The organism is Halobacillus dabanensis (assembly GCF_900114165.1).
Lineage (GTDB): Bacteria > Bacillota > Bacilli > Bacillales > Halobacillaceae > Halobacillus > Halobacillus dabanensis.
Window position 1 is genome coordinate 237,930 of record NZ_FOSB01000006.1, and the last position, 12,246, is coordinate 250,175.

Below are 12,246 nucleotides of genomic sequence, written 5' to 3' on the forward strand. Positions count from 1 at the left end.
CATTTCTTAGTGTAAAACTTCCATTTGTGGTATTCTTGAAGTAGAATGGAACATTTTATCGTGGAAAAAAGAAGGACCACAAAGGGGCTGACGAAGCATGGAAACCCTCTACTCTTCTGCACTTGAGAATTTGGAAAGAAAATTCATGCCACACACTTCCGAATATCAGCGCTACATCGACTTTCACACGATGAGAGATATGAAACAGGTGATTAAAAAGAAACGCCCTGTTTATTTCGATCTGAATATAAAAGAACTGGTAGAGATGAACAATCGATATATTTTGGATGCATTTTGGAACGGGGTCTTTTTCACCGCCGTCATTCCAACTTCCGACACGTTCAGGGGCACCATCGAAGTTTACGGGAAGCCACCGCAAACGCTGCTTGGACGCTTTGAAATGGGAGAAGAAGAAAATCAGGCATTTTCCCCTACGTTTTTAAAAGAAGAATTCACGAGAAGAAAAGGACTCGGAGACACATTGCGTAAATTTTCGAAGGTGTTGTTCTCGTATCTCGATTCCTATGTAGAGAAGAACAAGGAAAAATCGCGGGATGAAACAACTTCCGAACATCCCGGAGAAACGATACTCGAAGGCTGGGACTTCCCGTTCCTTGAGAACCATCCTGATCTTCAACAGGAATGGACATCTTTAAAAAAACGGACAGTGAACCAATTACAACGAATGGAAGAACTCGATATCGAGGAACACTACAGCCTTGAGACGATGGTGGAAAAAGACGTTCCTGACTTCATCGGATCGTTCCAGCGATTATCCGATGAGAATAAGGAAACACGGAAACATGAACTGTTGGAGACGATGTACGATTTGCATAAGTTCATCGAAACACTGGAGCAAAAAGAAGAAGAAAGTCATACACACAATTTTGCCAGAAGCAAAGGGATCATCTCTTCCAAGTACAACAAGGAAGAAGAGAGTTTCTTTTAAGTGTAGCAACCTGCCGTTTGTTTTTTTACAAACCAACGAATTTTCAGACAGGAGGTAGACACATGAGTGAAAAATCTTTGCATAGAGACAAAGAAGCGGAAATGAACCATCAGGACCTGAGAGAAGCGATGACGCTTATTGAAAAAGAAGACATCGACCGTCTGAACGAAGAGGCCGAAGCCTATGCAGGAAAGTTCGAATCGTCCAGGGACGCCTCCCTATCCGAAGTGATGAGAGAGCTTGGCGACCTCGGTGAAAAGGAACAGCGCGTCGCCGGGGAGACGATGGAAACGCTGAAGCACCCGGTAAACGACCTCATGACAAGAGGCAATAACGACATACCTGAATCGCTGAATGAACTCGAGGCGATCGTGTCGGACCTTGATCCAAAGCGCACCGAAGGCAACGGTGTGCAGCGGTTCTTCTATAAGCTAAGCAAAACAAAGCCGATCGACCGCTATATGAGGAAATATCAAACCGTCGACTCGAAGATTGATACGGTAGTTCGCAGTCTGCTGGCAGGGAAAGATCGGCTCGAAGAAGACAGTGTCGAGTTGCAGCTGATTAAAGAAAACGCCCAGAAGCGTATCTATGACCTGGACAAGCAAATCTACCTCGGGAAGAAGCTTTTTGAGCTTTTGAAAGAAAAAGAAGCGACAGGCGAATACGATGTGGCGCTGCTTACAGAAGGAAAAGAGAAAATCATCACGCGTACGAGGAACATGACTCAGATGAAAAGTGTCTTGCATCAGAGTATTTCTTCCGTCGATATCATCAAGAAAAACAATGAAAAGCTGAAAGAATCAGTCCGTAATGCCGTTACAATGACGAAAAATATCATTACCGTCTCCGCTTCGATCCAGCTCGCTTTGAACAATCAGCGGCAAGTGATCGATACAGTGAACGGCGTCAATAAAGCGACCGAGGAGATGCTGCTTTCGAACTCGAGGAATCTGAAAGAGAATGCCGAAGAAACGACACAGATGATGGAGAATCCGGCGATCAGTATGGAAGCTCTTCAAGAGTCTTTCGATAACGTATTCGAAGCACTGAAAACGACAGAACAATCGTCCGAGCGGATCATCGCTTCGAGTGAACAGTTCATTGAAGAGATGGATGCATTGAATGAAAATGTCCGGAAAAAGTTATCACAGAATAAACAAAGAGCGCTTCGTGACTGAAGCGCTCTTTTGTATGGGCTGTTTTGGACGTATCATGAAGCAAGAATAGATCTCCTGCCCTTTTATAAGCCCAAAATGAACTTTGCTTCTCTTTTACAGAGATCCTTTATTAAATTATTCAATATTTCCAATGACGCATAATCATGTACCATTTATATGCTTAGGAAGCGCGTACCCTGCGCTTCTAATTATTCGCCATAACCACTACGTGGAAGGTCATCCCAAAAGGACGTGTCTGCCTCATTAATAGAACCATCAGCTAGAGATTCAAGTGCTTCTTCCATTGCAGTAACAGCTTGTTGAATCAATTTCCCGTTGCTCTTTTGACCTAGGACATAATCATCGTATTCGTGATCGGCCATTCCACGCATTTCAAACAATAACGTGGCGATATCATATTCTACTGCAAGACCGTTACGACTGATCGTTTCTGCTGATCCACCAGGATACTTAGAAAGTAAGCCATACCCTTTATCACTTACAGCATTGTAAACAACAGATCCAAGCTGCTTCGAACGTTGAAGTACTTCATTATCTACATTTTCTGTCGTCGGATATAGAATAGAACCTGAAACAAGCTCATCTGAATCACCGAGGGTCGTTTGTGTACCCTGGTGGTGAAAATCAATCATGTAATCCGGACTGTACTTTTGTAAAACATTCTCATGAAAAGCCTTCGTTTCAGGCTGTTCGCGGTCCACATGGTCACGGTTTAAATCAACTCCGTTTGCGTTATAGCGCGTATGTGTGCCTGATACATAATCATCCAAAGAAAAATTAACATCTCCTTCTGCCCCATCAACATTCAAGCGTGGAGCAATAAGAACATTTACGTTATCAAGAATTTCTTGAGTTTTCTTACCGTTTGAAGTTAGTTTCTGAATAAGTTTAAGAGCTCCTTCTGTTGTTAACGTCTCGTTTCCATGCTGTTGTGTAAGAAATAATATAGTAGGGTTATCTTCATCAGAAGCGAACTTTGCTAAGTATAAGTCTCGTCCTTTTACAGACTCTCCGTAGGTTTCTAGCTCCATAGCTTCAGATTGGCTATCAGCCTTCTCCAATACTTTAACCATCTCTTCATAATTGTGAAGTCGTTCATTTTTGATCGTTTCGTTGCCCCCATAGTTTGGACCGTTGGCACTGTTGTCACCTGCTAATACTGTTCCTGTAGCTGATCCAGCAGCAAGTAAAGTACCTGCTAAAGCCATTGATAAGACTTTTTTCCTCATCAGTCATCATCCTCCTTCAAATTTTTATGTCTATTACCACTTCAATAACGAAAATTGGAAGTCCTTTCACTTTAAGGTAAATAATTACATGTGACTAAATGAGGCAGGTTATTTAAAGGAAGGGATAAGAGTTTCGGACCACAGTAAGATAGTTGGCGTGCATAAAGTTGTGGGTGAAATGACATAAATAATATGCTTCATCTATCTGATTAAGCGTGTTATTTATGCCATTTCCACTTTTGACGACGGATTCCCTTCGAAACGCGGGATTGGTCTAGTGCTTCCGCATTTCAACCACACATGGACATGAAATAGAAATGTTCTATTTTGAAAAACGTAACATTCATAGATACGGCGGATTATTTAATTAATACAATTACTTTCTTCTGGGAATACCCTTTAAATGCTAGCAGCACATTTTCAGGAAAAAAATTCTCCCCCCCTCCTCCTCTTTAGCACTTCCCCCACCATATAGACATACCGGTGGATGATAACCAGAATCCTAGTATTTTATGCAAACATCCTTAAGAAAGGTTGTAAATTTTCAGAGTATTATGTATAATCCTTGGAATAAACGATTTAATTAGACTACAGAGGTGACATACATATGAGTACTAGTATCGAGACTTTACTAGATGAATTGAAAGCTTTTTTAAGAGACGACCAAATCTCTACCAATGAAACGATTCTTGAGCACCACAGCAAAGATGAATCCTATCATGCCGGGAATAATCCGGACATTGTGGTTTTCCCCGAAAGTTCGGAGGAAGTAAGTGAGATTGTCAAAGTGGCGGATAGAAATGATACGCCGATCGTCCCTTTTGGACTGGGATCAAGCCTCGAGGGGCATGTCATTCCTTATGATAAGGGAATTACCATTGACTTTACATTAATGAACAAAGTCATTGAAATCCGGGAAAAGGACTTTCTCGTCAAGGTCCAGCCTGGTGTCACACGGTCGCAATTGAATAAGGAACTGAAGAAATACGGCCTGTTTTTCACGGTCGACCCAGGGGCAGACGCAACGCTCGGAGGGATGGCAGCTACCAATGCCAGCGGAACAACCTCTGTCAAATATGGAGTTATGAAGGATCAGGTGAATGATCTAGAAGTAGTGCTGCCGGACGGTGAAATCATTCACACAGGAAACATGGCGCAGAAGTCCGCTTCCGGTTATGACCTGACAAGCCTATATGTCGGTTCGGAAGGAACGCTCGGCTGTATTACCGAACTGACGTTGAGAGTATACGGAATCCCGGAAAATATTATGGCGGCAAGAGCATCTTTCCCGACTGTCGATGATGCTGTCGAGGCAGTGGTTTCGATTTTGCAGACAGGTGTTCCGGTCGCCCGTGTCGAACTCGTCGATGAAGCTTCCATCAGGCAAGTGAACAGCTTCAGCGGAATGGATTATAAAGAAAAACCTACGTTGTTCCTCGAATTTCATGGGAATGAACCTGGTCTCAAGCATGATGTCGATTTTATGGAAGAAATCGTCGCAGATCATCACTGTGAAGAAGTCCATTTTGAAAAGGATAATGCAGCCCGCACCAAGCTTTGGGAAGCACGACATAACCTAGCCTATGCCTATATCCATGGCAACCCTGGAAGAAAGCTCATGGTCACAGATGTTTGTGTACCTATCTCGGAATTAGCAAGTGCCATCAAACATGGAAGAGAAAAAATCGAGGAATTGGACTTCGAAGCAGGCATCCTGGGTCACGTCGGTGATGGCAACTACCATGCCTTATTGATGATCGATACAGAAAATCCAGAAGAAGTAAGGATGGCGGAACAATTCAATGAAGCCATCGTGGAATACGCTTTGGCACGCGGCGGAACATGCACTGGAGAGCATGGCGTCGGGCGTGGGAAAATGAAGTATTTGAAGCGTGAACATGGAAGTGCACTGAATGTCATGGGACAGATCAAATCGGCACTGGACCCGAAAGGAATCATGAATCCTCATAAACTTATAGATACGGAAGGAAGAGGCAAATGAAATTACTAGAGACGATCAGTAACCTAGCCGGAAAATACTTTGCATTTTTGGTGATCGGTGTAGCGCTCATCGCGTTTTTCATCCCGGAACCTTTCATAGGTTTGGGTGCGTATATCACGATTCTATTGGGAGTCGTCATGTTCGGGATGGGACTCACGCTTAAACCCGTAGATTTCAAGCTGGTATTAAGTAAACCTGTCCCCGTTATCATCGGAGTCGCTGCCCAATTCGTTTTAATGCCGTTAGTAGCTTTCATGCTTGCCTACTTTATGAATTTACCGGCTGAACTGGCAGCAGGACTGGTCCTCCTCGGTTCCGTTCCAGGCGGTACAGCATCCAATGTCATGGTCTACCTGGCGAAAGGAAATCTTGCCCTTTCTGTTGCAATGACTTCCTTATCTACCATGCTTGCACCGATTCTGACTCCGTTGATCCTGTTAGCCCTAGCAGGACAATGGCTGCCCGTGGACCCAGTCGCGATGTTCTTATCCATTGTCCAAGTCATCATTGTTCCGATCACCCTCGGGGTTTTGCTCAGAAGAATCTTTCCGGCAACCGTTGAAAAAAGTGCCACCGTCGTTCCGCTGATTTCCGTTCTCGCGATCATCATCATCGTTTCCGCAGTCGTAGCAGCGAACGTAGAAAGTATCACCACTTCCGGGTTGCTGATTTTCTCAGCGGTCATGCTTCATAACTTGCTTGGCCTTTTCCTGGGATATGCAGCAGCTGTATTGATGCGCTTGGATGAGAGTAAACGAAGAGCGATATCCATCGAAGTCGGGATGCAGAATTCCGGTCTTGGCGTAGCTCTCGCAACCGCTCACTTCGGACCATTAGCGGCCCTGCCTAATGTCATCGCAGCCGTCTGGCACAATATTTCCGGTCCGATTCTAGCAACCTTCTGGTCAAAAAAGCGGGTCACAGAAGGAAAAAGCATAAAAGAAACCAAGCCCGTCTCCAGACAAGCACAATAGTGGGGACAGTCCCACTGGCTTTGTAATATATTTAAACTCTCCCCGCACTCTGCTACACTAAAGTGCAAATAATTTGTGTAAGAAACGAAAGAGCCTACTCCTCCATAAAGGAAGTAGGCTCTTTTACCCTAAAAGAATTAAATTAGTGCAAGGACTGTCACACTTCCAGGTTAATGCTGTTTCCAGATGGATCAGATGTAATATAAATACCATTCTCCTCTTTGACAGGTGCACCAAGCTCCTCCAGACTAGCGACCACATTTTTTCTATTTTCTTCATCGGGTAAAATGATCGTAAACGATGCTAGTCCAACACTGTTTTTGGAAGGTGCCGGAGCTCCAACCCCAGCCCACGTGTTTAAACCAATATGATGATGGTAGTTACCTGTTGAAATGAAAAGTGCCTGATCGCCAAATCGGTTAACCACTTCAAACCCAAGACCTTTTGTGTAAAATTCCTCCGCTTCTTCTAATTGAGAAACATGTAAGTGGATATGCCCCATAATCGTACCGGCAGGAAGGCCATCCCATGGTTCTGTTGAATCCGCTGTTTTGAGCAAATCTGTAAAATTTAACGGATCAACTGTCATGGCGACTTCATTGTTCTTCCACTCCCACTCTGAAGGGTCACGGTCCACATAAATTTCAATGCCATTCCCGTCCGGATCATTTAAATAGAGAGCTTCACTAACTAGATGATCAGAAGATCCTATCCGAATCCCTTTCTGAATAAAATGATTTACAATGTTAGCTAAATCTGAACGGCGAGGGACAAGAAGAGCAAAGTGATATAAGCCGGTCGTCCTACTCTTCTTAGGTATCGCATCTTCCGGCTGCTCTATGGATAGAATACAAGTTTTCCCATCAGCTGTTAACTTAGCACCGTTTGTAGTTCGCTCTACAATATTCAACCCTATAACTTCTTGATAATATTGAAGAGATCGTTCCAAGTTTTGCACTTTAATGTTCACATGTTTTACAAACGTAACGGGCTTTTGATGAAATGACAATGAAATTCCTCCAATTATTGTGAGATTTCCCCTATTTGAAAAGTGCCTAATACCCAGCAGATATTAGGCACTGTTTTTTATTGCATATTCTTTTACGAGTTTATATTTATTGTAGTCAAAGGTTTTAACTAATTATTGCTGTTGTCCTTGTTTCACCCAAGTAGCGATGGTAACCGTCCGTTTTGCCTGGTGCATCACAGCTTCTTGTACGTCTTCCTGCATATTTCCTTCTTGATCCACCGTTACACTGACTCCATATGGATTTCCACCTGAAGAAAATTGAACGGCATCCGTATAACCTGGTGCAGCAATAATCGCTCCCCAGTGCATCATGGAGGTATACAGAGCCTGAATGGTTGCTTCTTGACCACCATGAGCGTTGCTTGCAGATGACATACCACTTACCACCTTATTGATAAGCTTTCCATTCGCCCAAAGACCGCCGGTGGTATCAAGGAATTGCTTCATTTGTCCTGGGAGATTCCCAAAACGTGTTGGCATACTGAAGATAATGGCATCCGCCCACTCCAGATCCTCCATTTCCACCATTGGTACATCTGCAGTTTCCTCTGCATGTGCTTTCCAGGCCGGGTTGGAATTAATAGCTTCCTGTGGGGCAAGCTCAGGAACTTTTACGAGTTTGACCTCTGCACCTGTGGCTTCAGCTCCCTCCTTCGCCCACTGTGCCATTTGGTAGTTAGTTCCTGTAGAGCTATAGTAGATAATGGCTAATTTAACGTTTGACATTGTATTCCTCTCCTTTTCCTGACCAAATAATTTATTGAGTATACCCATTCATTCCTCACCTTTTCTTTAATAATTTCCTCTCTTTAAGAGGCTTTAGATAACTTATCCTGTGTTTTTGAAAACAAGGCATTATCCAGTGAGAGTCCTGTACTATTGGAAAGGGCTATATAAATAGACATGCCTAGTAACGCCAGGTCCAATTCATATCCACCGAGAAACCCAGCAGAAAATTTAACCGTAATAATGGCCCCAAACATAATAATCGCAAATAAATAGGCAACGATCTTTGTGCCCAACCCTAAAACCATAGCGATTCCGCCAACAAGTTCAATGGCCGCAATAATATAAGCTGCGATTCCAGGTATTCCAACACTATCAAAGAACCCTACCGTATTTTCAATTCCTGACTGGAATTTATCCATTCCATGGAAGAAAAATATAACTCCTAATATTACCCTAAGGAAGGTAGCGCCCGCTTCCTGTTTGCTCATCCTTAATCACTCCTTTCTAAAGAGTATAATTTAAAAATGTAACTTAATTACTTTTCGTAAGTAAGTGTATACAAATAATTAACTTACGTCAACTCATTAATTCACATATAGTAATTTTGTTACCTTATGTTTACTTGTGATAAAATAAATGATAAGGAGTGGTCATTATGAATACATCTCAACTCTGTCCTAAATTTGAAAAAGCAATGAGCATTTTAAGTCAACGTTGGACGGGCTTGGTTATTTACCAGCTACTTTCAGGTCCACAACGTTTTTGTACAATTGAATCTTCCATTGGAATTAGCGGAAGACTGTTATCGGATAGATTAAAACATTTAGAGAATGAAGGAGTTGTAAAACGGGAAGTGTTCCCTGAAACCCCTATTCGAATTGAATATTCATTAACAGAAAAAGGGAAAGATTTAAGGCCTCTTATGAAAGAGTTGGAAAAATGGTCTCAAAATTGGATAGACAGTGAAGATACCCTAGAAGATTAAGGGAAGCCGTATTACTAAGAGAACCAGATGAAGAAACAGTCACCTGGTTCTTATTTAATAGCTATTGCATCACGGGGGTTTCAATACTAACTAACACATTAAAAATATGTAAAAGATGCGAATGTGTCGGGTACGATATTTGAACGGCTACAGCGCTGGAGTATTAATAAGAAATCATTGAATGAAGAAACGGTTCATAAGCGGCTATCATAGGGATTCAAAAGAAATTGAGTAAAGGGGTTCAGTTTTTCCGTACACATGTAGATATAACGCCTAGTTGCCGGGGATGAAATCTTTAATTATTGTGTAAAGTTTTGAAAGATATCGTTACCTTAAAACTTGTTCCTCTGCTAGGAAGTGTGGAGAAGGTTCTGGTTCTTTCTCCTTACAGTCCCGCCCGTCCACATGATAGTGATGTGTACTATATTTAAATATGCTCCATTCCTTTTGTGGCCTATTTTCGGATCTTATCTAAGGTCAGAATAAACATTGCTTCTCTTTTTACAGAGATTCCACCTTTAATTATCCAACATTTTTAACGACGAACAATTATGTTGTACCATTTCTATGCTTAAGAAGCGTGAGAACCTTCCCCACGCTTCTTTATTCTTTCTTTCTATACTATTGACTTCCAAATTCATAGCCACTAGAATTCATTGGGTATTTCTTTAACATGAATTGGAGTGGTATAATGAGTCGCTTGAAAAATTTATCAGTACTGTTAGTCGCCTCCATAATTTTAGGTGGAGCCTTCAACCTGTTTTTGCTTCCTAATGAAGTTTTAACTGGTGGGGTAACCGGTCTAGCTATGGTATTCGGCATACTTACTCCTATAAGTTCTGGTATTTGGTTAGTGCTGCTTAATGCCCCGATCTTTATTCTCGGATGGATGAAACTGGGAAAAGAGTTTATTGGGAATAGCATATTTTCTGTAGTTATAACCTCCATCACCATGCAATATCTCCCAGTCATTCAAGTAACAGAGGATGTATTGTTGGCATGTGTATTTGGAGGAGCAATTGCTGGTGGAGCCATTGGTCTTATTATCAGGTTTTACGGGTCCGGTGGTGGAGCAGATATAATTGGGCTTTTACTAACGTTGAAGCGGGATATCCCGTTAGGAATATTAATTTTTGCTATAAATAGTGTGGTTGTTTTTATATCTGGCTTTATTTTTTCATGGGAGTTAGCTCTGTACACCATGATATCCATTTATATTACTGGAATAGTTATCGACCGTGTTCATACCCGGCATGTGAAGCTTAGTCTAATGGTTGTAACCAATCGTGGGGAAAAAGTGAAAGCTGAGCTGCTTGATAATTTAATACGTGGGATCACTGTCATGGATGGTCAAGGTGGGTATTCAAACGCAGAACGAAAAGTGCTCTATACGGTTATTACGCGTTATGAGCTTGCGTTAGTTAAATCACTTATTACAAGTATTGACCCCAAAGCATTTGTTAGTGTCAGTGAAACGGTAGAAGTAATAGGAAATTTCAGAAGGTAAATATAAACTTTTAAAAATGCCTGACCCCCAACCTTTCTGGTAAAGAAGCGTGGGGACGGTTCTTTACCCACGCTTCCTATTTCAGTCACGTTCGTGCTATCTTACATTTCAAAATGATAGTTAGTTTAGGAAACGAAAGAACCTATTCCTCCATAAGGGAAGTAGGTTCTTTTGTGATAGCTTTATTTAGCAAGGAGAAAGTGTAAAAAGAATACCTTACATCATGCAGCCCATACCCTGAGTACATGAATTAATTATTTTATAAACTAAAAGTCCCAATTTCACCAGTGTTTAAACCACTATAGGTTAGATTATAAAATAGGCATAATTATTTATGAGCAATACATTCATGTAAAACCAGAGTGGAGTATACGACTTGTGTCAATTGCAAAACTAATAAAGCTACCACGAACACGAACCCTTTTCCAGACCATCCCCGCGCTTCTAATATGATAAAGTTAAGGTCAACCAGATATAGATCTGATTGACCTTGTTATTCAAATTACCTTATATAAATATTTATCTTATATGCGTAGCAGTTCAGGTTTAAACACGTCTTTCACCTCTTGGTGACCATCGCTCTCCTGATAAGTTTCTTCTCTCTCCAACCCGAACTTCTCCATCATCGGCAGATCACTTACTGTAAACAGGTACGTGTCATCTGTAGATGTGGAAACGTGCTCATGCCACGCCCAATTCGGAATGACTAGAATATCTCCTTCTTCCCAATCATAACGGACGTTATCAATCACCGTATAACCTTCCCCTTTAAATACATGGACCACGGTAGAACTTGTATGACGATGAGCTTTAGAATGGAATCCCGCTTCCAGCTTTTGAACTCTTGATGAAATGTTTGGGTGTGCTGTTTCCCCATTGGAAGGACTTAAATATTCAACAGAGTAGCCGTCGTAAGCGTCCGGTTCGAAATCCGACATGCTGTCCAGTGCCCTTTTCGTTTGCTCCCATTTATAAGCTCCAAGTGGAGTATGCGCGCTATCTCTGTCTTGAGGGGGTCTTACCTGCCCTCCAGCATATTTTCTGGCAGAATAGTTATCTGGAAGGGACGGATTCTCGAGACCATCCGGGTGTCCTTCAAAGAAGGAGCCGTTTAAAAAGTAAATGGTCGGGATATCCAGGACATCGATCCAGAACATCGGCTTATCCCCAGGCTGAGAATGTCCATGCCATCGTCCTTTCGGTGTAGAAAGGAAATCGCCTTCTTCCATGAATAAGCGTTCGCCATCCACAATGGAATATGCCCCGTCTCCTTCTTTGATAAAACGCAAGGCACTTTGCGTGTGCTTGTGGGAAGGTGCTGTTTCTCCCGGAAGAATCAGCTGGACAGCCACATACATGGTGGATGTCGTGGACCCCCATCCATAAGGCTCACGATTTTCAAGCCCTGGATTCTGTAGATAAATAGCCCTTCTTTCCCCTCCTCGCTCTGGAGTGAAGATCTCTGTAGCGTCTTCCAGCTTTTCTTTGATCAGCTTCCACTTCCACAAGTAAGGCTGGACCGTCTTATTCGGCTCTTTAGAAGCGAGCTTTGGAATCGCATGCCAGAGCGGGCCGAGGTGATGCTGTTTGATATCTTCATCAAATTGCTGGACTTCCTTACTTTTCATGAAATCGTTTTGTTCCATTTTAAAACTCCTCC

11 protein-coding genes are annotated in these 12,246 nt (G+C 42.3%); 6 read left to right on the forward strand and 5 right to left on the reverse strand.

What is annotated here, in order from left to right; all coding sequences use genetic code 11:
• Nucleotides 1–97: 97 nt before the first annotated feature.
• Together BMZ58_RS12335 and BMZ58_RS12340 are read left to right on the forward strand one after the other, a co-directional pair.
• Complete coding sequence (locus BMZ58_RS12335) at nucleotides 98–949, forward strand: hypothetical protein (RefSeq protein WP_075036859.1); 852 nt, start codon at nucleotides 98–100, stop codon at nucleotides 947–949.
• A gap of 62 nt (nucleotides 950–1,011) precedes the next feature.
• On the forward strand, nucleotides 1,012–2,130 hold the full coding sequence (locus BMZ58_RS12340; RefSeq protein ID WP_075036860.1) for a toxic anion resistance protein: 1,119 nt from the start codon (nucleotides 1,012–1,014) through the stop codon (nucleotides 2,128–2,130).
• Nucleotides 2,131–2,318: 188 nt separating this feature from the next.
• Here BMZ58_RS12340 and BMZ58_RS12345 read toward each other — a convergent pair whose 3' ends face one another.
• Complete coding sequence (locus tag BMZ58_RS12345) at nucleotides 2,319–3,359, reverse strand: M14 family metallopeptidase (protein ID WP_075036861.1); 1,041 nt, start codon at nucleotides 3,357–3,359, stop codon at nucleotides 2,319–2,321.
• A gap of 607 nt (nucleotides 3,360–3,966) precedes the next feature.
• Here BMZ58_RS12345 and BMZ58_RS12350 point away from each other — a divergent pair.
• Together BMZ58_RS12350 and BMZ58_RS12355 are read left to right on the forward strand one after the other, a co-directional pair.
• Nucleotides 3,967–5,361 carry an FAD-binding oxidoreductase gene (locus BMZ58_RS12350; RefSeq protein ID WP_075036862.1) on the forward strand — a complete coding sequence of 465 codons (1,395 nt, stop codon included), beginning with the start codon at nucleotides 3,967–3,969 and terminating at the stop codon, nucleotides 5,359–5,361.
• Nucleotides 5,358–6,335 (forward strand): bile acid:sodium symporter family protein, encoded by a 978-nt coding sequence (locus tag BMZ58_RS12355; protein WP_075036863.1) that lies wholly within the window; start codon nucleotides 5,358–5,360, stop codon nucleotides 6,333–6,335. The genes BMZ58_RS12350 and BMZ58_RS12355 overlap by 4 nt, the downstream gene beginning before the upstream one ends.
• A 157-nt stretch (nucleotides 6,336–6,492) precedes the next feature.
• Here BMZ58_RS12355 and BMZ58_RS12360 read toward each other — a convergent pair whose 3' ends face one another.
• From BMZ58_RS12360 to BMZ58_RS12370, 3 genes are all read right to left on the reverse strand, one after another.
• Nucleotides 6,493–7,344, reverse strand: a complete 852-nt coding sequence (locus tag BMZ58_RS12360; protein WP_075036864.1) for a VOC family protein — start codon at nucleotides 7,342–7,344, stop codon at nucleotides 6,493–6,495.
• Nucleotides 7,345–7,476: 132 nt separating this feature from the next.
• Nucleotides 7,477–8,139: an NAD(P)H:quinone oxidoreductase gene (gene wrbA, locus BMZ58_RS12365; RefSeq protein WP_075036865.1), complete on the reverse strand. Its 663-nt coding sequence runs from the start codon at nucleotides 8,137–8,139 to the stop codon at nucleotides 7,477–7,479.
• A gap of 35 nt (nucleotides 8,140–8,174) precedes the next feature.
• Entirely contained in the window at nucleotides 8,175–8,582 is a 408-nt protein-coding gene (locus BMZ58_RS12370; protein ID WP_075036866.1) for a DoxX family protein, read from the reverse strand.
• Between the two features lie 167 nt (nucleotides 8,583–8,749).
• On the opposite strand from BMZ58_RS12370, the gene BMZ58_RS12375 reads away from it, so the two are divergent.
• Together BMZ58_RS12375 and BMZ58_RS12380 are read left to right on the forward strand one after the other, a co-directional pair.
• Nucleotides 8,750–9,079: a winged helix-turn-helix transcriptional regulator gene (locus BMZ58_RS12375; protein ID WP_075036867.1), complete on the forward strand. Its 330-nt coding sequence runs from the start codon at nucleotides 8,750–8,752 to the stop codon at nucleotides 9,077–9,079.
• Between the two features lie 691 nt (nucleotides 9,080–9,770).
• Nucleotides 9,771–10,586: a YitT family protein gene (locus BMZ58_RS12380; RefSeq protein ID WP_075036868.1), complete on the forward strand. Its 816-nt coding sequence runs from the start codon at nucleotides 9,771–9,773 to the stop codon at nucleotides 10,584–10,586.
• Between the two features lie 524 nt (nucleotides 10,587–11,110).
• On the opposite strand, the gene BMZ58_RS12385 is transcribed toward BMZ58_RS12380, so the two are convergent.
• Nucleotides 11,111–12,232 carry a cupin domain-containing protein gene (locus BMZ58_RS12385; protein WP_075036869.1) on the reverse strand — a complete coding sequence of 374 codons (1,122 nt, stop codon included), beginning with the start codon at nucleotides 12,230–12,232 and terminating at the stop codon, nucleotides 11,111–11,113.
• Between the last annotated feature and the right edge of the window lie 14 nt (nucleotides 12,233–12,246).